Source organism: Paenibacillus sp. A3, from assembly GCF_001399685.1.
Classification (GTDB): domain Bacteria; phylum Bacillota; class Bacilli; order Paenibacillales; family NBRC-103111; genus Paenibacillus_G.
Genome location: NZ_JTHN01000045.1, coordinates 14,086 through 37,047 on the forward strand (window position 1 = coordinate 14,086; position 22,962 = coordinate 37,047).

Here is a 22,962-nt window from a genome sequence, read left to right on the forward strand (position 1 = left end):
ATACCATTTGTTGATAATGAGTATCGTTATCAATTTATTGGGCATAAGCACCGCAAGGACCGGCGGCAAAAACAAAGGAGGGTTCAAAAAACATGCACAGACGAGCTTGGTTAGCGCTTCTGCTTCTGCTTTCGATGGCGGGGGTGATTGCCGGTTGCACGGCAAGCGACCCGGGAACCGGCGCTTCTGGGGAACCGAAAAAGCCCGAGGGGACGGCAGCGCAAGCTTCTTTTCCGAGGACGATCAAGCATATGAAAGGAGAAACGGTGATCAAGGAGCGGCCGGTAAAAATCGCGGCGCCTTATCTTTCTTTTGTCGACGACTTGGTCGTCTTGGATGAAATTCCCGTGTCCGCACAAGGGTTGGCGATGATGAGCAGCTTCCCGAATTTGCAGAAAAAGCTCGATGGGAAGCCCGTTATCGATCTGGGCAAAGAAGTGAGCATGGAAAGGCTGCTCGCGTCGCAGCCGGATCTCATTATCGCCTCCGATGATATGGCCGAAAAATACGAGCAGCTCAGCCAAATCGCGCCGACGGTTATTTTTCCGTACACGGAGGATTGGAAGGGGACGCTGCAGCTGATTGCCGGGGCCATCGGGAAGGAAGAGAAGGCGGCGGCCTTCTTGGCCGACTTCGACCGAAAGGCGAAGGAATACAAAGCGAAGCTTGCGAGCCGCAGCGGGGAGACGGTCTTGTTCGCGATGTATGGCGGGAAAGAATTCATCACCTTCAATGAGCAGCGCGTTGCCGATTTTTACAAGGAGCTTGGACTGAAGCCGGTGCCCGGTAACGAAAAGGGTGGGTCCTTGTCTCTTGAAACGCTGGCGACGATGAATCCGGATCATATTTTTATCGTCAACAACTACGCTACACCGATTAAAAAGGGCGTCAAAGAAACGCTGAAGGACAACGAGATCTGGAACGGAATGAAAGCTCCCAAAAGCAATCAAGTCTACTTTATCGAGGATACGTCCATCCTCGGTCCGATGCCGCTTGGTAAAATGATCGCGATCGAAGAAGTGATGAAGGCGATGGGGAATCGGTAAGGGGCCACATTGTGGCTCACAACCCCGTAATTACGGGGTTCCGTGCGATTTAAGGACAAGCCGCTTCACGAAAGTAATATCCGGCTCGAACCATCGTTTGGCGTGGGTTTCGACCCATGGCTGCGACAGCAGCCAGACGATGCCGAACCCGGCGATAATCGTCAGCCCTTGGCTCCAAGGGGTTTGCAGGTAGACGTAAACCCCTGCCGCGAGCAGCGATTTTAGAATGAAGGCATGAAGCAGAAAGACGTACCCCGTCCGTTTTCCCCAATCCGTGATCCGGCCGGCCGCCCAAGGCACCAAGCTCAAAAAAGCGATCGACGCGGCCGCCTGCAACCCGTACATCCCCAAGCGATATATTCCGGCATACCACTCCGGATGACCGGCCTCTACGTAAGTGAAGCTGCCGTACAACCAGCGCGGATCGATTCGTCCCCCCAGCCAGAAGAAACAAATGACGGCTATACCGAGAAGGCAGGCAGGAGTCCGCAGCCGTTTGACGATGGTTTCCCAATGCTGCGGGAGGAAGTATCCCGCAAGGAAGAACGGAAAGTACACCAATGTCCGCGATACGCTGAGCCAAGCCCCGGGCCAAGGGAGGTAACCGACGGCAATGCCGAGCAGTATCGAAACGATCAGCGGATGGCGCATATGGACGAACGCACGCAGCAGCAGCCTCCAGCAAAAATGGCTGAGCAAAAACCAGAGCAGCGAATAGGGCATGAAGAACGAATGAATCACGCCTTTGGCTTGAAAGAAGACGATATCCGCCAAGCTGTATAGCGTCTGGAACAACACATATTGATACGCAATCGTGCAAAGCCCGTCGATTCCGGGCCGGTCGAGACGGAAGCTTTTGGCAAAGTAGCCCATCGCCAGAGCGAACATCGGAATATGGAACGCATAGATCGTCTCGTAAAGGGCGAACAACGGCGAGCTCCGATCGATCATCGGTTCGATGATGTTGGCTGTGACGACGAAAACGATAAGCAAAAACTTCATATTAAGCGCATAAGTGTTAAGCGATGGTGCGGAAGCCTTTCCCACGGGAAGTCACCTCTATATGTATACTGTGCTGTCTGCCGGCTCTCTCGCCGCATTGGAGCGGCTGCTGCCGGCTCCTCGTCTTGAGCATACCTCTTTCGATGCGCCGGAGCAGTGAGAAGGATCACGGACTGTTGGTGATTAAAATCACAGACACTTCGCAGTCGCAAGAAATCAATCCAAATGACGATGCCAAACTTCACCAAATCTTCATCCGATCCTCATCTTGTCTTCATGAAAGAAAGCCGGGGCGATGCTACAATCAGATTATGAATTTAGACCTAATCTAAATATAAAACATGAGGAGGAATCATCCATGAATGAACAATTAACAGTACTGTTGAACAACCAAATCGCCAATTGGTCGGTCCTGTACGTCAAGCTGCATAATTACCACTGGTACGTCAAAGGCCCTCAATTTTTCACGCTGCATACGAAATTCGAGGAGCTGTATACGGAAGCGGCGCTGCATGTGGATGCGCTGGCCGAACGGCTGTTGGCGTTGGGCGGCAAGCCGGTTGCGACGATGAGCGGAAGCCTTCGGCTCGCCTCGGTTCGCGAGGCGGAAGGCGAGGAGACGGCGGAGCAGATGGTGGCGGCGCTGGTGAACGATTTTAATCTGATCATCGGAGAGCTTAAGACAGGCATGAAATTCGCTGAGTCCGTTCAGGACGAAACGACGGGAGATATGCTGCTAGCCATTCATTCGAGTCTGGAAAAGCACGTCTGGATGCTGAATGCGTTTTTGGGCAACTAATTCAAGCGGTAAGATCAAATCTCGCAGCCCTGCGGCTCTGCCTTCCGGTGCGCGGCTTGGACAATCGGCTTGCTTCTATCGTATGATGAAGTCATAGATATGGAAGAAGCTGTATTGGAGGAGATCTGAACGATGAAGCCGCGTTCCAAAAAGATAGGGTACTTGCTCGCCGGAACGACTCTTGCCGCCGCTTGTGTGGTACTGGTCGCGTACGGCGGCGAGCCCCCTGCATGGCTGCTTGCGTCCGGGAAGGGCGCTGCACCGGAGGCCGCCGAAAAACAAGCCCCGGCCCGCCGCGAAATTCTCGATTTTCGTATGACCGATCTGGATAAAGGCTGGATTCGCTATACGGACGGCACAAGCAGCGTGACGGAGGACGGAGGCGCCCATTGGACGGAGCCAGCCACGGGCCTCCCGGATGCAGCAGCATCCGGTACGAACGGGCCAAGCGCTTCGACGCCCGATGTCAAAACGCTCACAACGATTGCTTACCAGGCTAAAGACTACTCGGTGAAGCAGTCGCAATTTGTAACCGACAGGGTCGGCTGGGCGCTTGTCTCTGCCGGGACGGAGCTGGCCAATCCGCTGCTGGTGACCACAGACGGAGGACAAACCTGGCATGCCGAGGTAACGGCTGCGGTGAAGGATGCGCTGCAGGAAGAAAAGCAGCGTCAGCAGCGAATCAGCCGCGAGGCGGCCTTGTATGCTTCTCCCGCGCAAGCCAAGAAGGCGATGGATTCCGCTTGGACGCTCCTGCCGGATACGGCGAGTCCCGGCGGCGTCGTGCTGGTGCGGCACGATAAGCCCGGCGAAGTCGCTTGGCAGGGGAAGACGTATGAGCTGCAGCCGTTCGAGGCGGGGTATTTCACCTACCTCCCGGTGCCGATGAAGGCGAAGCCCGGCTCGTACCCGATCGGCGATCAGACGCTGAAGATCAAGGATAAAAAGTTCGAGACGCAGCACCTCAAGGTATCGAAGCAGATGGAAAGCATGCGTCAGGACACGAAGCGAATCGAAGCCGACCAGAAAAAAATCGATGCCGCGCGAAGCAAGTCGGAACCCGCATTCCTGTTCTCTGCGCCTTTTATTCAGCCGATCGAGGGGATATTGACGACGCCGTTCGGTCATACCCGCTATGTGAACGGCAAGTTTGCCAGCTCTCATACGGCCATCGACTTGGCGGCCAAAGAAGGCACCCCGATTAAAGTGGCGAATGACGGCATCGTAGCGCTTGCGGACAATTTCTATTTGACGGGCAATACGATCTATATCGATCATGGAATGAACCTGTTTTCTCAATACGCGCATTTGTCGAAGCTTCAGGTGAAAACGGGGGACCGGGTGAAACGGGGCGATATTATCGGGCTGGTGGGTTCGACCGGATTCTCGACGGGACCGCACCTCCATTTTACGTTCTGGGCGCACAATGTTCCGGTTAATCCGAATCTGTTCTTTAATGCGACTCCGTTTCAATGGCTGAAGCAGGAGCAGCCCCAGGCGCGTTAAGCAGGCCAGCCTGCTGCTTTCCGAAAAAGTCCGGTCAATAGCACCGAAGCTATGCGCCGGACTCGCAAAGCAGTTGTACCATCGTTCGAGGCCGAATTGCTTCCACAATATGCCGGAGGCCACGTCTTTCTGTCACCATCTTATATACCATAGGTTATGAAATACATAGATTAACATATATTATTATTTATTTATCAACCATTGTAAAATAAACCTCATCAAAATAAAGACAAGTGGAAGGGGGAGTCAGAGTGGAAACGGCATCTAAACAACAAACAGGAGAAAAACTGATTCGTATCCTCGTTTTCACACTGGTTATCTCTGTCATGAGCGCGACGATGTTCAACATCGTGCTGCCGCAGATTGGGGCGGAGTTCCGGCTAACGCTTGCGCAAGTCAGCTGGGTCTCATCGGTCTATATGCTGATTTACGCGATCGGCTCGGTCACCTACGGGAAGCTGGCCGATAAGTATAAGCTCAAAAATTTGCTGACATTCGGCTTAATCTTCTTCGCGATAGGTTCCCTGATCGGTTTAGCCGCGCAAACGTATTGGATGGTACTCCTCGGCCGGATTTTGCAGGCTGCCGGGGCTTCGGTCGTGCCTGCAACGGGTATGATCATCCCGATTCGCTACTTCCCGCCGGAGACGCGCGGCCGCGCGATGGGCATTGCTGCTGCCGGGCTGGCACTCGGCGGAGCGCTCGGGCCGACGACTTCCGCTTTGATCGTCAGTGTCGTTCATTGGCGCTGGCTGTTCCTGCTGCCGGTCTTGGCGCTGCTTACGATCCCGTTCTATCGCAAGTATCTTGACGACGAGCCCGGCAAGGCGGGGAAAATCGATTGGCTGGGCGGCGGCCTGCTGGCGATAACGGTAGCGCTGGTGCTTCTGTCCGTGACGAACGAGGCTTGGCTTCTTGCAGGCTGCGCGCTGCTTACGCTAGGTTTGTTTATTCTACGCATTCGCTCCGCGGCCGAACCGTTCGTTCAGCCCCGGCTGTTCCGCAATAAAAGCTACTCTTACGGGCTTGCGATCGCTTTTGTAGTGAACGGGGTCGGGTACTCGCTTGCCTTTTTGAGCCCGCAGCTTCTATCCCTTGTCAACGGTCTGGCTCCGGGCTTGGTTGGCTTCAGCATGGTTCCGGCCGCTATCGCGTCGGCGCTTCTGGGCAGAACAGGCGGCAAGCTGGCGGACGACAAGGGCAATCCGTTTCTGTACTTCACGGCCTCGACGCTGCTGATCGCGTGCTTTGTCCTGCTGTCGACCTTTGCGGGAATTTCGCCGATCGCCATTGCCATTTTCCTGATCTTAGGCAACGTCGGGCAGACGTTCATGGTCGTGGCTTTGTCCAATACGATTTCCCGGACGCTGCCCAAGGACCAGACCGGCGTTGGGATGGGGATGCTCTCGCTGCTGAACTTTATCTCCGGTGCTCTCGCTGCCGGCCTGTACAGCAAGGTGGTCGATCACGGTTCCGCGTTTCAGTGGAATCCGGCGAACGTATCCCTGAATCACGACGCGTTCGTATTCAGCAATATTTATACGGTGCTCGCGATTTTGCATCTTGCGACGCTGGTCTTCTACTACTTTCAGTTCGGCAAGGTCGTTCGAAAAAGCAGTGTCGTGGAGGGCTGAACGAACGGAGAGCATGGCAACCGATGTTCAAGGCTGGCTTCGGAGCTCCGGCGCGACAAATTGAATATCGCGGACATCGGCGTCCGACGCGGCGAAGCCGAGCAGTCCGCGGCCTTCCTCGGCCAAGGCTTCGAAGTCTTCCCCGGATAACGGCTTGAAGGGCTCAATGACCAGCGTGGCGGTACGGCGCTGGCGCACGATCCTCCATATCCCCTGGACGAAGCCGTCGACGAGGATGGTGGCCCGAATGATGCCGTTCTCGGTGAAAACAAGAGGGCGGTACTCGTCGGCCAGAATGCGCGTTCGATCGGCATAGGATAAGAGCATGTTATCAAACTCGCCCAAAAAGCGCGGCGGCGCCGGGGTATCCGGACCGGGGAGCGGCGCGCCCGGCACATCGAACAGCTCGCTGCCGTCCTCTCCCTTATAGACGGATAGACGCGGCCGAAGCCGGTCGATCGTTTCACGCAGCCGGGTTAGTCCCGACCAAACCTGCATATCCTTGACCGTGGCCGGTCCGAATGCGGCAAGGTACCGGAGAATCGTCTCCTCCAGCGATGGAGCCGAGGCTAACGATTGCCCCAACCAAGCTTCCGCACTGGTGTGGGCGGCTTGACCGCCGTCGCCCCAGATGCCGCGCGGCGGGACTTGAACAAGCGGCACCAAGGCGCGTACGGCGTTGGCGAGTGCGGCGGGTTCGCGGTCCGGCCACTGCTCGCGCAGCAGCTTGCCAAGCTCGCCGAGTGTCCGGGGCTGTTCCTCGACCAGTATCCGGCCGGCTGCCGCGACCGCTTCAAGATCAAGCCCCGTCAGACGTCGTCCATAGCTGCCGCTGAGACCGCGTTCGTAGACGGACTGCATCAAGGGTCGCAAGATCAGGCTGTCGCGGGCGGTAACCAGATGAATGGTGGAACGCATCAGCGCGATGCGAACCGCACGCCGGTCCAGGAGTAAGCGGGACAGGTCGTCATGACGGAACCCGCGCAGCCGCGTCCACAGCCCGAAATAGGGCGGGTTCGGCGCTTGAGCCTGCATGCCGACCAGATGCTCTAGCGCATCGGCAACCGGCATGTCCGCGCGTTGCAGCAGCAGTTGGCGCGCGAGCAGGACACGGTTCAAGGCGCGGGCTCCGAGCACGGGAAGCGAGGGTTCCCCGAGAGGGCCGTTTGCAGTGCTTGGTTGGGGTTGTATTTGCACGAGATGAAAGACCTCCTTAATAGCGCCGTTAAGCTGTAAAGAACGCCTCTTTTGGACATCGTCCGAGCAGCTCGAACAACCCCAAGGAGGCGTCTAAGACAAAGTATCATCGGGTACCGATCCGATTTTCAAAACCGTCCCGACCTGAAAATCGACAGCAGCAGCCATAGAAACATCAGCGCGGCGACGCAGAAGCCGATTTCAATGACGGGAAAATTCCACAGCAAGGTCGATTGTCTGCCAAGCGACGAGCCGATAATAAGACCGACCATAATAATACTGAATGCGAGCAGGACGATACTGAACGATAGCTGGTTGCTGATACGGTCCATTTTTCGCATCAAGGCATCGAGCTCGGCGATCGATATTTCAAAGCGCAGCTTGCCTTTCTTCACCATCCCGAGCAGCTCGCGCAGCTTCATCGGCGTCTCCGTCAGCAGGGAGGCGGCCTCGCTTACCTGATGCCACACGCTGTCGGCGACATTGCGGGGACTGAACCTTTCGGCGAACAGCTTTCGTCCGAACGGCTCGGCGATGCTGATGACGCTGAACGTCGGGTCCAGCGAAGTGACGACGCCTTCGAGCGTCAGAAGCGCTTTGCCGAGCAGCGTCAGGTCGGCAGGAATGCGCACGCGGTGTTCGTAAGCGACGGCGAGCAGGTCGTTGACCGATTCGCCGAGCTTGACGCGGCTGAGCGGCACGTCGTAGTATTTCTCCCGCAGCTCGTCCACATCCGCACGCAGGGAGTCCATGTCGACATCGTCGGGAATGATGCCGATGCCTTCAATCGCCTTGATGACACCGTCGGTGCTGTTGCGCCGGAGAGCAATGACAAGCGAGCCGAAATGATATTTCATCATCGGAGTAAGACGCCCGACCATGCCGAAATCGATGAGTCCGATCGCTCCGCCCGGGAGGACGATAATGTTGCCCGGGTGCGGATCGGCATGAAAGAAGCCTTCCACAAAAATTTGCTGAAAGACGATCCGGGCAATCGTTTCGGCCAGCTTTTTCGGTTCGTACCCCAGCTCCTGCAGACGCTCCGTTTCGGTAGGCTTTACCCCTTCCAGATACTCCATGGTCAGCACGTTGCGGCTCGAATAATCCCAATAAATCGCCGGTATACATACATCCGAATCGCGCTCGAACGGCTTCGCCATCCGCTGCGCGCTGCGGCCTTCGTTCGTATAATCCAGCTCGGCGCGCAGCGACTGGGACAGCTCGTACACCATGTCGCGCACCTGATATTTGGCCGCCCAGTCGAGCCGGTGCTCGGCCAGGCGGGCCAAATCGTCCAAAATTTCAAGATCCGTTTCAACGATGGAACGAATGTTCGGGCGCTGAATTTTGACGGCGACCGGCTCGCCCGTATGCAGGCGGGCGAGATGGACTTGCCCGATGGAAGCTGCGGCGATCGGCGTCTCTTGAAATTCCGCGAACAGCTTCTCGAAGGGCTCGCCGAACTCGCTTTCCAGAACTTCGCGCACTTGCTCGAAAGGGAAGGGCGGCACCCGGTCCTGCAGCTTGACGAGCTCGTCGATAATATGAGCGGGCAGCAGGTCGGGACGAGTGCTGGCGATTTGGCCGATTTTGACGAAGGTCGGGCCAAGCTCCTCCAGAAACGTCCGGATGCGCTCGCCGATCGTGCGCGACCGGGCCTCCCGCCGTTCATTCAAGCCGATGCGCGTCCCCGCAAGCAGATCGGGCAGTCCAAGCTCTTTGACGAGGAAGCCGAGCCCGTTGCGGGCGAAAGCTTTGGCAATGTCGCGGTACCTCTGCAGGTGCCGGATTTTCCGTCCGAGACTCATGAGCTTGCGGGAGGTAAGGTTTGGCCGGCTTCGGGCTGCTTGCCTTCAAGCTCGGCCACGCGGCGCTCGAGCTCCCCGATGCGCTGGGTCAGCCGGACGTAATCGTCCTTGGTCGTCAAGTTCATCTCATGAAGCGCCTGACGCATGTAGCCGCGCACCTTCTCCTCCAGCGTGGATTGGGCTTCCTGTCCTTTGCGCACCAGGTCGTCCACGTACTGCTGCGACTCAGCCTTGTTCAGCTCTCCTTTTTTGACCAATTCGTCGACGAATTTCTCCGCCTGCTCTTTGCTGACCACGGCAAAGCCCAACCCCATCGAAACCGCTTTTCCCAACAAATCTCTAATCATCTCTGTCCCTCCTGTTCGTATCCGTATAGGGTGATTTTACCATAGCGGGCCGCAAACACCAAAACGGAAGCCCGGCACGGTCCCCGTCCGAATAAAATGCGCCGATGAGCACGGATTATCAAAAAAAGCGGTGCATTTTGTTGTACAATAAATTCCATGACACGATGGCTGGAGGCTTGGTGAGCGAATGGATTATTTCAAAAGGATTCAAGGGGCAATACAGTTTATCGAAGACCGCCTTCAGGAGGAGCTGGATATTACGGCCATAGCGTCGGCGGCTTGTTTTTCGGCTTTTCATTTTCAACGGCTGTTTCAAGCTATCTCGGGATTTTCCGTGCACCAATACATTCGGAGACGGAGACTGTCCGAAGCAGCGGTTTTATTGAAGGAAACGGGCAGAAGCGTTCTTGACATCGCGGTTGCGTTTCAATACGGCTCTCAAGAAGCGTTCACAAGGGCGTTCGAGAGTCAATTCGGCATCACTCCGGCGAAATACCGGAAGGAGCCCGTCCCGCTTCGTTTGCAGGACAAGGTAAATTTTCTCGATTATCAACAACATGAGGAAGGGGAATTGAACATGAATCGACCTGAGATCCTCGATCTGGACGCGATCCGGATCATCGGCTACGAGTACCGGACAACACTGCAAGAGGAGCAATATTTCGAAGAAATTCCGCGCTTTTACGGCGAGTTCGGGAGCAACGGATTATTTCTGAAGATCCCGGGCAGAGCGGCCCCGGAGATGGCCTACGGGATTGCCTGCAATTTTCAGGATGACGGCCGATTTTCGTTCGTGATCGGAGAAGAAGTGCACGAGTTGACGGAAGATTTGGAGCCGGGGTTCATCTGTTACGAGATTCCGAAGGGAAAATATGCGGCATTTCGGGTCGACGGATCGGCGCAAAATACGAGAAAATACATCTACGGCACATGGCTGCCGAATTCGAATTACGAACGGCGGGAGGGGCCGGATTTTGAGGTGACCGATGTGCTCAAGTCGTCTCCGGATGCCATAAGCATGGTCATTTATATTCCTATTGAGTGTTAGGATAGGAAGCTGCTTCGACTTTTTCAGATGGTAGAGAAACCCACGTCTGCCGGGTTTCTATTGTATTGATTGAGGTTGTTTTGAGGGCAAAACTATAACTGAACCTTGAGCGAGTATTATTGGGGTAGTCGACAACAAGCTCTTCGACAGAATTCTGGTCTCCCTCCAGACCTAAGGCAATCATCTTCGCACTCCCCATCTATTTCAAAAGGGGGTTGGCAAGTGCTGCTCATTGGCATTGAATAAGGGGTGTACCCGTAATAGGGATTGTAATAGTAGGGATAGCGGTAGCTAGATATTGGCCAACCGCCAGACTGAAATTGACGATAATTCAAGACAATCACTCCTTTATTTTAATCTTATTATTGCTTATACTTATGTGACTGGATATTTTATGGATGATTGTCTATGAATAATTAGGCGATAGTCGAGCTAAAAAAGAGTCACAGTTCAAACCCGGTCCGTACCTGTCGCAAGACAATAGGGTACGGCACAATAAATAGTCTGTTGAAGGGATCTTAATAGAATAGACTCAAGAAGCTGCAATCCCGGCAGCTTCTTTTTTTATTGCCGGCAGCTCGATGGCTTAACGTTAACGGTCGATTTTTGACCAAAGATCAGCTACAATAGTCAAGGCATCCCGAATTGAAGTCGTGAAGGAGAGTTACCGTTGACGTTATCCCATGAACGCGGCATGGTAGCCCCGTTCCAGCTCCGGCATTATCTTACGCTGATTACCGTAGTCATTATCGCTGGGATGAACCAAGGGCTTCTGCTGCCGCTGCTTACTCTGCTGCTTGACAAGACGGGGGTCTCAACCGGGGTAAACGGCTTGAACGCGGCCGCTTTGTACATCGGAACTTTTGCTACGATGTTTTGGATTGAGAAGCCCGTGCGCCGTTTCGGCTACAAGCCGGTGATCGTCGGCGGCATCCTGATCGTGCTTGTCACGCTGATCTTATTTCCATCATTCCCTAATTTCTGGGTATGGCTTGTGCTGCGGTTTATGGTAGGCGTGGGAGACAGCGGTCTGCATTATGCGACCCAGCTGTGGATCGTATCCCGCTCCCCTGCGGATAAACGCGGCCGGTACATCTCGCTCTACGGGATGGCTTACGGGGCGGGATTCAGCCTGGGACCGCTTGGCATCAACCTGCTGCCCTACGGCATGTGGGCGCCTTTTCTGGCGACGATGCTGTGCACGATCGTATCGCTGCTGTTCGTGAGCCGGCTGCCCAATGCGCGTCCGGAAACAGCGAGGAGGGAGCAGGGGTCGCAAGCGGCGGCCACCTATCCCGCCGTGTTCCGGCTGGCCTGGTACGCATTGCTTACTTCGTTCCTGTACGGATACATGGAATCGTCCATGAACAGCAATTTTCCCGCTTACGGCTTGCGCATCGGCATCTCCGACGCTTGGATTTCGCTGCTGCTGCCGGTCATCGGGGTCGGCTCTCTGATCCTTCAGCTGCCGCTTGGCATATGGAGCGACCGGTGGGGCCGCAAGCCGATCCTCATGACGGCAGGCTTGATCGGCGGAGCCGCCTTTGCAGCCGTCCCGTTCGCCGCGCAGGGGAATCTGCTGCTGGTGCTGATTCTGTTTGGCCTGGCCGGCGGGCTCGTCGGCTCGTTCTTTACGTTGGGGCTAGCTTATGCGGCGGATGTGGTGCCAAAAGCCGTGCTGCCCCGCACGAACGTCATCGCCTCCGTGCTGTTCAGCATCGGAAGCATCACCGGGCCGAACATCGGCGGCTTCAGCATGCAGTACTTCTCCGTCCACAGCATGTTTTATTGGCTTGGCGGCGCGTACGTCTTATTCGCGCTGCTCGGACTATGGTTCCGGCCGAAGGCTCCGTTAGCGGAATAGGCGTTATGCTCCCTGAGTCAAGCAGGCAAGCAAAGGAGGGCCGCACAATGCGGCTCTTTTTTTTGCATGCATGCGCGATCTGAAGCAATTTGCCTTCATTTGGACATAAAGATAGCTCTTGCGAGCCATTTTAGGACGATGAATCTTGGTTATAGTTAATCAAGGAGCATGGCGTGGCAGACGTGGAAAGGATGAAGGGGGAGTCCCTACTGGGTCAATCGATTGCGCTTCCAGGGAAAAATCGACGCGCCGCAGTCCCGCATTTCCGCAAAATAACCTTCGGCTCTATGTACTGGCTGGCTCGAAAGTTGACATAATGTTCCATGCCCGCACAATGCTTGTTCCGTTATACTTGATGTGTTCCACAACGGCAGATAAGAAACCAACCGAGAGGGTGGAAATGGAATGAAAATCAGCAAAAATAAGCTCGTGTTCTTGGCGGCAGCCTTCGGTATATTGTGCATCGGGGCCGTTCTCGTTGCTTTCATTCAAGACGATTCGAGTTCGGTCGATCCTTTGATCGCTGAAAAAGCGGCGGGATACCAGGTCGCGACCGTGCAGGTAAAGGAAGACGGCTTTGAGCCCAAACAAATCGAGCTTCAGGCGGGCGTGCCGGCCAAAATCAACTTCAAGAAATCGACGCGATTTACTTGTATCAAAAGCATGATTTCCAAAGATCTGGGAATTATCGACGCTCCACTGGCAACTGGAAACAATATCGTCGCCTTACCCGAATTGAAGCCTGGCACGTATCGCTATCATTGCGGAATGTATATGTTTGACGGAGTCATTACGGTGAAATAAATAAGAACGACGCGGGAAGCGGGAACGTTGTCCCGTCCAGGCGGCAATGGTTGAACCGCCGGGCGAAGCGGTGGTCGTCTCCCGATATTTTGTCGAGGGAGGGCCGCCGATTTTTTGTGTTTGGAAGCGCTCAAGGTTGCGGAATTGCCGAATTCACGCTCTCATGAACTGTTTTTTCACTGTCTCCCACGAGAGGAGGCTGCCGGTGCTTTGGTTCGGTTATTTCAGTTTCGCACGGTTCATACGAGGGTTGGATGGAAATACATTGGATAGTAGATCCTTTTAAGGAAGGTGATCCGAAATGAATACGACGACGGCATCAACCGAAAGCTTCAGGAACATCATCGAGGTATCCGGCGAAGGAACGGTTGCCGCGGCTCCGGACCGGGCGCTGATTACGCTCGGGGTAGTGACGGAAAAGGCGAATCTGAGCGAAGCTCAGACCGAAAATGCCGGAGCGGTGTCAAGCATCCTCCAGTCGCTGTACCAACTGGGAATTCCGAAGGAAAAGGTGCAGACGGTCCAGTATGGCATCGAGATCCAATACAATTACAAGGACGGGGTGCAAACGTTCCGCGGCTACAAAGTCACCCATCTTCTGCGAGTCACGACGGACAAGATCGAGCAGACGGGAGTTATCGTGGACACGGCGGTTCGTCATGGAGCGAACACCGTATCCGGCATCCAGTTTACTTCGGCTCATCCGGAGGCTTATTACCATCAGGCGTTGACGATGGCAGTCCACAGCAGCCGCCAGAAGGCGGCGACCCTTGCGAAAGCGATGGGCGTAGCGCTACATCCTACCCCGGTTCGGATTCAAGAAACGTCACAGGCCATCGAACCGCGCCCGTATCAGATGGTGTCTTTTGCCGCTGCAGGCGCTACTCCCATCCAGCCGGGAGAGCTGAACATTTCCGCTTCTGTCAAAGCTTTTTATTCTTATTCTTGACGATTCCCTGGATCGAATGAAAAAGTAGGCGTCAGTCCCGCGTAGTCTCCGGCCATGCTTGCCAGCGGCTTCCAGTTGTAACAGGGAAGAGTACCGGCAAACGCCTCCGAAGGTGGAATATTCGCTAACTCCAAGAGGAAAAACGTTGATGCCCATTCTGGAGGAGATGTGCAAATGGGGAGTGCACAATCAATTGCCGTTGAAATGAACGCACCGACCAAGTACAATGGATGATAATCATTCTCATTGGATAACTGGAAGAAGGTGCGTTTTTTGACGCCGAATGTTGTGGTAGCCAACATACACGATTATTTTGACCGGATCGCCGAATTGGTTCATGGAACGGTTCGTACGCGAAGTTGGGAACAGCAGCTTTCCCCGCCGCCTCACATCGGAAAGGGGAAGATCACCCGGATGCAGATTCGTCCGGGAATGGAGATCGTTGTATCGGATATGACGTACGAGCGCAATATGAAGCTTCACATTATGGAAGCATGCCGGCTGTTCGAGCTGAGCTACTGCTTAAGCGGTGAAATTTACTGCGAATGGAACGGCAAAGAAAACCTGACGGGGAGCCGGACGGGCAACGTTCTGTTCCTGGAAAATATTCAAGTCTACGAGGAAATGAAAGCGGGTCTCCGGCAGCAATTGCTGGAGGTGCGTTTTGCCCCCGAGGAGCTGCTTCGTTATGCCGACGATGCGTCCGAGAAACAGGGGATGGAAGCGTGGATACAGCGGCATAAGGGAAGTATTGATCCTTACGCCGATTCCCCGGCCATCCGAAAATGCGTATCCGATCTCATCCACTGCACCTACAAAGGCTCGATGAAGCGATTGTATATGGAAGGCAAAGCGATGGAGCTTCTTGCTTTGTTTGCCGAGGCGGGCGGACGTGCTCCTGCCGATCGCAAGCTCGTGCTGCGCCGCGACGATATCGAGAAGCTGAAGGAGGTCAGGCGGTGGGTGATCAGCCGGGCTGAGCATCCCCTGTCCATCCGGGAACTGGCCAGACTCGCCGGCATCAACGAGTTTAAGCTGAAAAAGGGCTTTCGCGAGCTGTTCGGCATGACGATCTTCGAGCTTGTAAGGCATGAGCGGATGGAGAAGGCGCTCCGCTTCATGGAAATCGAACGGATGAATGTGGGCGAAGCTGCCGTTGCTGTCGGTTACAGCAATGTCAGCAATTTTACGACGGCGTTTCGGAAGCACTACGGCTGTAATCCCGGCGAATATGTAAAGCAGCTTCTCCATTTGGACTTGCGGCATAGCATGGACCAGGAGAACAATAACCGTTGAAGCGGGCCCTCCAAACCATTGGATTTCCAAAGGTTTGAGGGTTTTTTTTGTTTATTTTCCTCCTTGTGCAGGGATAAAAACTTCCTCCACAGGTAGCGCGGCAATGGCTTTTCGAATGATAATCATTATCAAACGCTGAACCGACGGGCTGACGGCCGCCTGTTCCAACGCGAAAAGCCTAGATTTTACTGTAGGAGGAAATTCCATGTCCAATCCGATCTCCGAAACATTCACATCCGATCGTTCCCCGAAGCAGCAGACGGACCGCCGCCGTTGGTATGCGCTTGCGGTGGTTTTGCTGCCCATTTTGCTGATCCAATTGAATACGTTCATGATTCAGGTCGCGCTGCCGTCCCTGCAAAATAGCCTGCATGCGGGTTTCTCCGAAGCCCAGTTTATTGTCGCCGGTTATTCGCTTGGCATGGCGCTGGCTTTGATTATAGGCGGCAAACTCGGCGATATGTACGGCAGAAAACGGATGCTAGTCATCGGCGTGGCCGGCTTTACGCTTATGGCTGCGCTCGGCGGGGTGGCTTCCGATCCGTCGGTCCTGATCGCCATTCGGGTCGTGCAGGGGCTGTCCACAGCGATTATTCAGCCGCAGGTATTGTCGACGATGCAAGTGAGCTTCCCGCCGCAGGAGAAGGCGCTCGCTTTTGGAATTTACGGCGCATTGATCGGCGTCGGCTTCACCCTCGGCCTGATTTTGGGCGGGCTGCTGATCGATTGGAATTGGTTCGCGCTCGGTTGGCGGAATGTTTTCTTTTTCAACGTGCCGATCGGTGTGCTTGTCCTGCTGTTTTTGCCGGTCATTCCCGAATCGCGAGGGGTGCGGGGGCAACGCATGGATTGGAGCGGCGCCGCGCTGCTGATCGCCGGGTTGTTTCTGCTGATTTATCCGCTGTCGGAGGCGCAGAAGCGAGGCTGGCCGCTCTGGACGTGGAGCTGTCTGGTCTTGGCTATCCCCGTTCTGTTGGCCTTCGTCGCCGTCGAACTCCGGAAAAGCAAGCAGGGCGCCGTTCCGCTTGTTGATCTGTCCATATTCAAATTGCCTTCGTTCAGAGTCGGCATGATCACGGTAACGGTGTTCTACAGCGGCATGTTCTCTTTCTTCTTTATCTTGAGCTACTTCCTGCAATACGGCCTGCATTATAGCGTCCAATCCACGAGTCTGGTTTTTCTGCCGATCAGCGTCGGTTCTTTCCTGAGCTCCCTGGTATCTTCCGGAATCGTCAGGAGATGGGGAGACGTCGTGCTGAAAATAGGCGCGTTGGTCATGGCAGTCTCCAGCTTTGCGCTCATTGGATCGCTGTATGCCGATGCGGCGGAGCTGCTGACCATGCGGAATATGACGATTCTGCTGGTGTACGGTCTCGGTCTGGGATTGGCCGGCACACCGCTTGTCAATGTAGCGCTCAGCGTTGTGCCTGCGAAAAATGCGGGCACTGGCTCGGGCTTGTTCACGACCTTCACGTATTTGGCCAATTCGCTGGGGGTTGCGCTGATCGGCATTTTGTTCTCGGCCGTGCTGGGTAAGCCGCTGACGGCAGCGGACCTGCCGGATTATGTACGGGCATTTTACGTCTCTCTAACCGTTACGGGATGCCTTGCTTTTGCCGCGTTTATTTGCCTGTGCCTTCTGCCCAAGCGGAGGGGGTGAGAGGATGCTTTGTTGATTAATATTTCCTTATTCAGGGGAATATAAGGGAAAATGGAACAGGGGGCACAGTATGCGGGCAATGTGGAAAGGCACGATCAGCTTTGGATTGGTGAACATTCCGATTAGTATGTATAAAGCAACGGAAGAGCATAAAACAAGTTTCCGCAGCTTGCATGCATCTTGTCATCAGCCCATACAGTATAAAAAATGGTGCCCCTCTTGCAATCGAGAAATTCAGCAGAAAGAAATTATGCGAGGCTATGAATATGCTCCGGGGCATTTCATCACGATTGCTGATGAAGACATGGACAAGCTGCCTCTTCCTACGCTGAGAACGATCGAAATTCTTCACTTTACGGACCAGGACAGCATCGATCCAATTTACTATGAGAATGCCTATTATTTGGGGCCGAGTGAATTCGGCAGCAGATCCTATAGACTTCTTTATACCGCTATGAATCAAACAGGAATGGTCGCTGTGGCCAAAATTGCCTTTCGTACAAGTGAGCATCTGACAGTTCTTCGACTGCATCATAACTGTCTTGCGCTTCATTTCATTTATTACCCCGCGGAAATACGATCGGTACGGGAGGTACCGGGACTTGAAGGCGGGACGCAGTTTTCCGAATCCGAACTCCAAATGGCCGTGCAATTGATTAACCATATCAGCGGGGCTTTCCGAAACGATTATCGCAGCAATTACGAGGCTGCACTCCAACAGCTTATTCAGGCTAAGATACAAAACAGGGAGATTGAGCAGCCTCAAATTTCACCTGTCGTTGACCTGATGGAAGCACTTACACGAAGCTTGGCGGCTCTCCGCCAACCAGCCGTAATCGCGCCGGACAGTTCTGCCATTGCTTTCCCCGTAACGTCGATGGCCCTGGATGGAGCTCGCACAAGCATTTCAAACACAAGACCGAGAAGGCGGAGATAGTAGTTGTTTCCTTTTGCCAAATCCGATTCATCAGAAATCGTTCCTGTGCGAGAGCGCCTCTTTCTGCCGGAAACCGTCTAACAGCCCGGACCAAAATTTTTCATCGAAATCTCCAGAAAAACGCTTTCCCGTGCTTTGCTCGCATGTCCGGTCGTGCGAAGAAAACAAGCCTTCGAACCGCAAGGTTGGTTCGAGGGCTTGTTTGTTTGGCATGGACAGAAGGTCGTCTTTCACATAATAGACCATCGTCAATGATACTGATCTCCGTCACATTATCCCGCAGCTCCGTTCGTCCCGATCCTCGATGTCCATGACGTAAAGCTTCTTTTTCCCTTCACTGGTCAGACAATAGAGACGTTCGCCTTGCAGAAAAAAATACTTGATGTTGTCCATGCTGGAAAGCAGCGTCTGCTTGCTCCGAACCGTCCGTTCTCATCCGCTCGAGGCCGTCCGGAGCGTAGTAGGGGGCGTTATCGTTACCGCCGCGTTCGGCAAGGCGAAGATAATACATCCATCCGTCCCGGACCCACAGGCAGCTGGCATTCGTCTGCGACACAAGCGTCCGCTCCGTGCCGTCGGTTTTGATTTTGTAGATGGCGTTTCGCTTCGATGGCTCGGATACGATGTAGTACAGCCAATCCCCAACCACATTAATGGAGGTGGCTTTATCGTCCGAAAGCTTGGTCTGACTCGAGCCGTCCGGCTTGGATTGACCAACTGGTGCGCTGCCTCCGAGTAGAGGTACGGATTCATGTACATCCAGCCGTCCTTCACGGCAAGCTGACCGCCGTTCGCCAGGTTTAACGCCTCCGCTTGAATGCGCCCCTCATCACTAGGTCCTGCGCACGATTGGATGGCAAAGCCATGTACGCCGTCCCAAGAGGTTTTACAGTTGAACTCCTCGTGAGCGAATCTCCAAGTCATCGGGAAATAAACGATGTTGCGGTACAGCAAAACAGGATAAGGTTCGTCCGCATTAACGATCGTTTTGCCGTTAACCTTCACGGGAAAAGGAGCGGTGACGGCAGCTTGCGAGCCGCCGCTGATGGCGTTGACCTCACCTATACGATCTATGGAGATAAGGTTCTAAGGGCTTACGAATTTAGAGTTCGTTATGAAGCAGCACCGAATTATGTACGGCTACAAGACTTGGAAACTGGAATTATTTTAACAAAAATGCATGGGAGGGTTTTATCAATGGAAAAAAATGGGTTGTCGGAGTTACGACCGGGGCAATACATCAATTACAACAGTGAGATTATTACAAAAGAGCAGGCCGAGAAAATCAATCGCGTCTGGAGAGCGTCCGGTACTGCACACGGTGTCCGATGGATACATCAAGATGAACACCTGTTTGAAGAAGAAGGGGATTAACGACAGCCCATTGTGTCGCGCAGCCTTTCTTCAGTCGAGGTACCATTCGCCGGTCCAAGGATCCTGTACCCAGCGGGCATGATGGTAAAAATGATGCCCATGCATATGATGATGGTCGTGCGGATAGTGGTGCCGATGGAATCCAAACGGATTGAAGCCGTGTAGATTGAAGCTGTGAGGATTGAAGCTTTGAGGATGCGTTACATCGAGATATTGGTGATAATGCTGTCCGTAATGCGGCCAATAAGGCTGAGGCGAAGAAGGCTGACCTGAAAGACCGTGACCGTGTGGGTGCCACCAAGGCTGCCGATACGGACGGATGTGTTCGAACTCCTCTGCGGCGGTTTCGGTTTCGATTATCGTCTCTTGAGACATTTTTGATTTCTCCTCTCTGATTAGAACATACTCCACCATATGACAGAGAGGAGGAATTGGGCACTTATCCATCTAAAAAAATGGGCTTAACCATCTTGCTTTTTTCTTAACCAGCCGGGACGGTACGTTTCCGGCTTGCCGACGCTGTGAGCAGGCACCGCTCCGCCGGATGTCGTCAAATAATGGGTTTAATTAAATTGGCGCTGTCTAAGGAGAACCATTGAACATCAATCGTCCTGAAGAGTTTGCAGATGTCGAGTTGAGTATTCGGAGTTTCGGGGATCTAGATGATCATGTACGAGACATCCGGAATGTAATTCGTATTGAACTGATTTAAAAAATATTGGGAGGTATATTTAAATGAAAAATTGGATCAAACCAGTCGATGTGAGTGATGTGCAATTGGCCTTTGGCGGGGATATGAAGAAACTGTTGCCGCCGATGAGCGATATTCCAAGGGAGTTTCAAGACGGACATACTAAGTGGAATGACCTTATTGGAAAGTGGTTTGTGTTGGGGCTCAATAAACTTAATGTTACCCCGCGGCACATCATTGCTGTTCCCCGGGGCGGAAAATCTTCGAAGGTAGATTATTACTGCCCGCGCTAGAACCTGCTGCAGGTTGATGATTCTCCGGAGAGCAAGGGAGACCGAAAATGAAAGCAGTAATCACGGTGACGATCACCAAAGAGGTAGAGCTTGATCCGCAGGACTACGGCACAGAATCGCCAGAAGATGTTCTGTAGATGGAAATGCAATTCGCAGGTAATCTGCTTCATGAAAAGATCAGTATAGGTGAACCGAATATCTTTGTGGAAGGCGTTTTGAAGGCGGAGAGCGGAGGAAGAGAGACATGAATTATAGGTGATCAAAAGAGATCGGGGCGTCTAATACTAGACACCCCGAATCCCTGATTAATTCTGGACAACAAGTTTACTACCGTGCACTATACATGAAATCATTCATTCCGGGTAGAGCGTTACATCAATCTTAATAGGACTATTATGCTGGCTAAAGTATTCGATGTGATACGTTCCAGGGATTAGCGTTATATATTTTTCTCTAAATTTGCCGTTGCCTGAAAAATCGAAGGGTCCTCTGCTCCCACGAAAGTCGTTTTCATTGATTAAATCGTACGCTACATTACTAATAGTAGTGCCATCAAGAGAGTTTTGGATAACTTGTAATCTATATTGTTTAGGAGTAGTAATTGTAATTTTCGCATCCGTCCTCCTAATCCACTTTCCTCTTTGTACATAATCATCATAGAAGTAGATTGTATCAGATGCCGCAGGCTGCACTTGGTTTAGCCCTGCTACTCGCTGACCATTACCTGTAGTCTGTGCATTAACAGTAGAAACATCAAGTGGATAAGCAACGATCCCGGCCGTAAGCGAAAGAGCCAGCAAACCATTAACAACAAATTTCTTCAATGTAAATCATCTCCTTTAATTGGAATAAATTGTTGTAATATTATATTAACATTAATTACCTATACTGTAAATTAGTATTTTTGCGAAATTATCATTTTATAGACAGCTTAAGAATTTGGACGGAGGTGTAAAGGATCCAAATCCGTATTTTCACCCTCGCTTTTAGCCGCGGCGTCACCCCGAGTTCAATCACGCCTACCGGTCGCAGCTTGCCGCCGCTCTCCGGCACCCCAGCCAGCCGAATTCCGCCTTCCTGTAGACCTCTACGTATGTCCAAGATATGATTTTGAGCGGCGCGCCAGTCCGCGCCATTATCATTGGAAAAATTTTAAAATAAGTAAAAAATAAAAATTGGACATATTACCATTGAGTGCAATTGACTAAAAAGGAGCGTGCAAAATGGGAATCTTAAGTGGTAATCCCAATGATGAACCTTTACATTACGGCGAAATTTTTAATTTGTGGCAATTCTCAATGAAAGCTAAGGGCTGTATATCCGCATATCGAGTTTATCAATATCATGCTGGTGATGGTGACTTAAAAAAAGTACTTGGTGATCTAATTAATCAAGCTGAACTAGAAGTAAGTGAATGCGATTCAATACTAACTCATAATGGCATTGCTCCTTCTCCAGTTATGCCTTTGAAACCAGAAGCAAAACTCGAAGATATCCCTGTCGGTGCAAGATTTACTGATCAAGAAATTGCACCAATGATTGCAGCAGATACTTCAATGGGCTTGGTTGCTTGCAGTCAAATAATGGGTACGTCAATTAGAGAAGACATAGGAACTTTGTTCGCAAAGTACCATGCCACAAAGGCTGCTCTCGGTTTAAAAATATTGAGAATGAGCAAAGAAAAAGGTTGGTTAATCCCTCCCCCATTACAGGTGAAAAGACCAGAATTAGCTGAAGTATGATGATTTCTTAATTTCCTGCATTATGGAAGCGAAAAACGTTGCATAACGGATTCGAAGTCTATCGTGCCTGTGTTGTCCTTGGCGAGACCTCACCGTCGAGAATAACGTCGTCGCGCGCTAAGGCATTCAATTTCCGGGTACAGACGTGTGCAATCAACGTCTGTATAGGCGGGGTTGGCCGCAGTCGGTCCTCGAAAGAATGAGGCGGTGACCGTCTATTTTCGATTCGAAAACGTAGTCAGTAGCCGAGAACGGGAGCGGGCTGTTTGCAGCAGCATCGGGGAAATGTGCGTTGATATTTTTGTCAGTCGGACGTATGATGAGAACGCATATTACAACAAATGAAGAACTGCTTCGCAATTCCATCCTGCTGCCGCACGCGCTGTCCATGATCGAAAATTAGGCGCGGACAAATTCCTCTTCAAGCAATCGCACCCGACGGCTGTACGTAGTTGCGGGGAAGGTGAAATGCGACAGCGCGGGATTCGGGGGAAAAGATCGATATTAACCGTCAGGAAGCCAAAGCGTTTATTGCCGAAAAGCTGACGCGACATATTCTAGATATCACGGAAAAGTTGCAGCGGAATCGCAACGGTTGAACACTCCCACCACCTGCGCTAATGGCGGAGGTGGGGGATTCTTGCGAACAGAGAAGCATCCTTCTCTTCTTGAGCAAGCGATCCCTGCGGTTCCCGCAGTTCAGCCCAACTTCGCCAACAAACGCAGTCCTTCTTGCAAGATGTTCATGCTGGCATTGTGGTCACGGTCATGGTGCGTGCCGCATCCTGAACAGGTCCACGCTCGCAAGTTTAGATTTTTCACTTCGGGGTTGCGCGATTGGCATACATGACAAAGCTGACTGCTTGGATAGTTTTTGGCGACCATGCTGATTGTGCGACCATACCACGTCGCTTTATATTCCAGCATCGTGCGAAGGGTTGACCAGCTTGCTTCGGCAATGGACT

The 22,962-nt window shown here is 52.9% G+C and carries 22 protein-coding genes and 1 pseudogene; 15 read left to right on the plus strand and 8 right to left on the minus strand.

Annotated elements, in window-relative coordinates; genetic code table 11:
• The first annotated feature begins 92 nt into the window (after positions 1-92).
• Complete coding sequence (locus QJ48_RS06515; RefSeq protein ID WP_054972831.1) at positions 93-1,046, plus strand: ABC transporter substrate-binding protein; 954 nt, start codon at positions 93-95, stop codon at positions 1,044-1,046.
• A gap of 30 nt (positions 1,047-1,076) precedes the next feature.
• On the opposite strand, the gene QJ48_RS06520 is transcribed toward QJ48_RS06515, so the two are convergent.
• Positions 1,077-2,093: an acyltransferase family protein gene (locus QJ48_RS06520; RefSeq protein ID WP_054972832.1), complete on the minus strand. Its 1,017-nt coding sequence runs from the start codon at positions 2,091-2,093 to the stop codon at positions 1,077-1,079.
• A 313-nt stretch (positions 2,094-2,406) separates the two neighbouring features.
• On the opposite strand from QJ48_RS06520, the gene QJ48_RS06525 reads away from it, so the two are divergent.
• From QJ48_RS06525 to QJ48_RS06535, 3 genes are all read left to right on the plus strand, one after another.
• A complete protein-coding gene (locus QJ48_RS06525) occupies positions 2,407-2,847 on the plus strand; it encodes a Dps family protein (RefSeq protein ID WP_054972833.1) in 441 nt (146 codons plus the stop codon).
• A gap of 132 nt (positions 2,848-2,979) precedes the next feature.
• Positions 2,980-4,353 carry a M23 family metallopeptidase gene (locus QJ48_RS39135; protein ID WP_054972834.1) on the plus strand — a complete coding sequence of 458 codons (1,374 nt, stop codon included), beginning with the start codon at positions 2,980-2,982 and terminating at the stop codon, positions 4,351-4,353.
• A 251-nt stretch (positions 4,354-4,604) separates the two neighbouring features.
• Positions 4,605-5,987: an MFS transporter gene (locus QJ48_RS06535; RefSeq protein ID WP_054972835.1), complete on the plus strand. Its 1,383-nt coding sequence runs from the start codon at positions 4,605-4,607 to the stop codon at positions 5,985-5,987.
• Positions 5,988-6,014: 27 nt separating this feature from the next.
• Here QJ48_RS06535 and QJ48_RS06540 read toward each other — a convergent pair whose 3' ends face one another.
• The 3 genes from QJ48_RS06540 to QJ48_RS06550 all read right to left on the minus strand — a co-directional run bounded on the left by QJ48_RS06540 (position 6,015) and on the right by QJ48_RS06550 (position 9,339).
• Positions 6,015-7,184 carry a winged helix DNA-binding domain-containing protein gene (locus QJ48_RS06540; RefSeq protein ID WP_082420375.1) on the minus strand — a complete coding sequence of 390 codons (1,170 nt, stop codon included), beginning with the start codon at positions 7,182-7,184 and terminating at the stop codon, positions 6,015-6,017.
• Between the two features lie 128 nt (positions 7,185-7,312).
• A complete protein-coding gene (locus QJ48_RS06545) occupies positions 7,313-8,992 on the minus strand; it encodes an AarF/ABC1/UbiB kinase family protein (protein ID WP_054972837.1) in 1,680 nt (559 codons plus the stop codon).
• Complete coding sequence (locus QJ48_RS06550) at positions 8,989-9,339, minus strand: phasin family protein (RefSeq protein WP_054972838.1); 351 nt, start codon at positions 9,337-9,339, stop codon at positions 8,989-8,991. Before QJ48_RS06550 ends, QJ48_RS06545 begins: the two co-directional genes overlap by 4 nt.
• Positions 9,340-9,526: 187 nt before the next feature.
• Here QJ48_RS06550 and QJ48_RS06555 point away from each other — a divergent pair, with 187 nt between their 5' ends.
• The 8 genes and pseudogenes from QJ48_RS06555 (at position 9,527) to QJ48_RS06585 (ending at position 17,897) form a co-directional block, all read left to right on the plus strand.
• Positions 9,527-10,387, plus strand: a complete 861-nt coding sequence (locus QJ48_RS06555) for an effector binding domain-containing protein (protein WP_054972839.1) — start codon at positions 9,527-9,529, stop codon at positions 10,385-10,387.
• 694 nt (positions 10,388-11,081) lie between these two features.
• Positions 11,082-12,251, plus strand: coding sequence for an MFS transporter (locus QJ48_RS06560; RefSeq protein WP_054972852.1), 1,170 nt, complete (start codon positions 11,082-11,084; stop codon positions 12,249-12,251).
• 405 nt (positions 12,252-12,656) lie between these two features.
• Complete coding sequence (locus QJ48_RS06565; protein ID WP_054972840.1) at positions 12,657-13,055, plus strand: cupredoxin domain-containing protein; 399 nt, start codon at positions 12,657-12,659, stop codon at positions 13,053-13,055.
• Positions 13,056-13,356: 301 nt separating this feature from the next.
• Positions 13,357-14,004, plus strand: coding sequence for an SIMPL domain-containing protein (locus tag QJ48_RS06570; protein ID WP_054972841.1), 648 nt, complete (start codon positions 13,357-13,359; stop codon positions 14,002-14,004).
• A 79-nt stretch (positions 14,005-14,083) separates the two neighbouring features.
• Positions 14,084-14,212: pseudogene (locus tag QJ48_RS35660) on the plus strand (winged helix-turn-helix transcriptional regulator); the annotation flags it as partial.
• A gap of 65 nt (positions 14,213-14,277) precedes the next feature.
• Positions 14,278-15,300 (plus strand): AraC family transcriptional regulator, encoded by a 1,023-nt coding sequence (locus QJ48_RS06575; protein ID WP_054972842.1) that lies wholly within the window; start codon positions 14,278-14,280, stop codon positions 15,298-15,300.
• Between the two features lie 205 nt (positions 15,301-15,505).
• Complete coding sequence (locus QJ48_RS06580; protein ID WP_054972843.1) at positions 15,506-16,960, plus strand: MFS transporter; 1,455 nt, start codon at positions 15,506-15,508, stop codon at positions 16,958-16,960.
• Between the two features lie 70 nt (positions 16,961-17,030).
• Positions 17,031-17,897 carry a Ku protein gene (locus tag QJ48_RS06585; protein WP_054972844.1) on the plus strand — a complete coding sequence of 289 codons (867 nt, stop codon included), beginning with the start codon at positions 17,031-17,033 and terminating at the stop codon, positions 17,895-17,897.
• A gap of 334 nt (positions 17,898-18,231) precedes the next feature.
• Here QJ48_RS06585 and QJ48_RS35665 read toward each other — a convergent pair whose 3' ends face one another.
• Entirely contained in the window at positions 18,232-18,660 is a 429-nt protein-coding gene (locus QJ48_RS35665; protein WP_082420377.1) for a DUF5050 domain-containing protein, read from the minus strand.
• Positions 18,661-18,761: 101 nt separating this feature from the next.
• Here QJ48_RS35665 and QJ48_RS06595 point away from each other — a divergent pair, with 101 nt between their 5' ends.
• Positions 18,762-19,271, plus strand: a complete 510-nt coding sequence (locus QJ48_RS06595; protein WP_054972846.1) for a hypothetical protein — start codon at positions 18,762-18,764, stop codon at positions 19,269-19,271.
• A 30-nt stretch (positions 19,272-19,301) separates the two neighbouring features.
• Here QJ48_RS06595 and QJ48_RS06600 read toward each other — a convergent pair whose 3' ends face one another.
• The gene (locus QJ48_RS06600) at positions 19,302-19,646 is read right to left on the minus strand and encodes a hypothetical protein (protein WP_054972847.1); all 345 of its coding nucleotides are present in this window, start codon (positions 19,644-19,646) and stop codon (positions 19,302-19,304) included.
• A 360-nt stretch (positions 19,647-20,006) separates the two neighbouring features.
• Here QJ48_RS06600 and QJ48_RS06605 point away from each other — a divergent pair, with 360 nt between their 5' ends.
• Positions 20,007-20,255, plus strand: coding sequence for a hypothetical protein (locus tag QJ48_RS06605; protein WP_054972848.1), 249 nt, complete (start codon positions 20,007-20,009; stop codon positions 20,253-20,255).
• 353 nt (positions 20,256-20,608) lie between these two features.
• Here the strand turns inward: QJ48_RS06605 and QJ48_RS06610 are convergent, their stop codons facing one another.
• Complete coding sequence (locus QJ48_RS06610; protein ID WP_054972849.1) at positions 20,609-21,079, minus strand: hypothetical protein; 471 nt, start codon at positions 21,077-21,079, stop codon at positions 20,609-20,611.
• A gap of 399 nt (positions 21,080-21,478) precedes the next feature.
• Between QJ48_RS06610 and QJ48_RS06615 the strand changes: the two genes are divergently transcribed.
• A complete protein-coding gene (locus QJ48_RS06615; protein WP_054972850.1) occupies positions 21,479-21,997 on the plus strand; it encodes a DUF3231 family protein in 519 nt (172 codons plus the stop codon).
• A gap of 699 nt (positions 21,998-22,696) precedes the next feature.
• Here QJ48_RS06615 and QJ48_RS35670 read toward each other — a convergent pair.
• Positions 22,697-22,962: zinc ribbon domain-containing protein (locus QJ48_RS35670; protein ID WP_157261544.1), on the minus strand; the 266-nt coding region annotated here is incomplete at its 5' end.

Coding starts and splice junctions, on each gene's coding strand:
- QJ48_RS06515 (WP_054972831.1), top strand. CDS start 93: ATGCACAGACGAGCTTGGTTAGCGCTTCTGCTTCTGCTTTCGATGGCG.
- QJ48_RS06525 (WP_054972833.1), top strand. CDS start 2,407: ATGAATGAACAATTAACAGTACTGTTGAACAACCAAATCGCCAATTGG.
- QJ48_RS39135 (WP_054972834.1), top strand. CDS start 2,980: ATGAAGCCGCGTTCCAAAAAGATAGGGTACTTGCTCGCCGGAACGACT.
- QJ48_RS06545 (WP_054972837.1), bottom strand. CDS start 8,992: ATGAGTCTCGGACGGAAAATCCGGCACCTGCAGAGGTACCGCGACATT.
- QJ48_RS06550 (WP_054972838.1), bottom strand. CDS start 9,339: ATGATTAGAGATTTGTTGGGAAAAGCGGTTTCGATGGGGTTGGGCTTT.
- QJ48_RS06555 (WP_054972839.1), top strand. CDS start 9,527: ATGGATTATTTCAAAAGGATTCAAGGGGCAATACAGTTTATCGAAGAC.
- QJ48_RS06560 (WP_054972852.1), top strand. CDS start 11,082: ATGGTAGCCCCGTTCCAGCTCCGGCATTATCTTACGCTGATTACCGTA.
- QJ48_RS06565 (WP_054972840.1), top strand. CDS start 12,657: ATGAAAATCAGCAAAAATAAGCTCGTGTTCTTGGCGGCAGCCTTCGGT.
- QJ48_RS06570 (WP_054972841.1), top strand. CDS start 13,357: ATGAATACGACGACGGCATCAACCGAAAGCTTCAGGAACATCATCGAG.
- QJ48_RS06580 (WP_054972843.1), top strand. CDS start 15,506: ATGTCCAATCCGATCTCCGAAACATTCACATCCGATCGTTCCCCGAAG.
- QJ48_RS06585 (WP_054972844.1), top strand. CDS start 17,031: ATGCGGGCAATGTGGAAAGGCACGATCAGCTTTGGATTGGTGAACATT.
- QJ48_RS06595 (WP_054972846.1), top strand. CDS start 18,762: ATGTACGCCGTCCCAAGAGGTTTTACAGTTGAACTCCTCGTGAGCGAA.
- QJ48_RS06600 (WP_054972847.1), bottom strand. CDS start 19,646: ATGTCTCAAGAGACGATAATCGAAACCGAAACCGCCGCAGAGGAGTTC.
- QJ48_RS06605 (WP_054972848.1), top strand. CDS start 20,007: ATGAAAAATTGGATCAAACCAGTCGATGTGAGTGATGTGCAATTGGCC.
- QJ48_RS06615 (WP_054972850.1), top strand. CDS start 21,479: ATGGGAATCTTAAGTGGTAATCCCAATGATGAACCTTTACATTACGGC.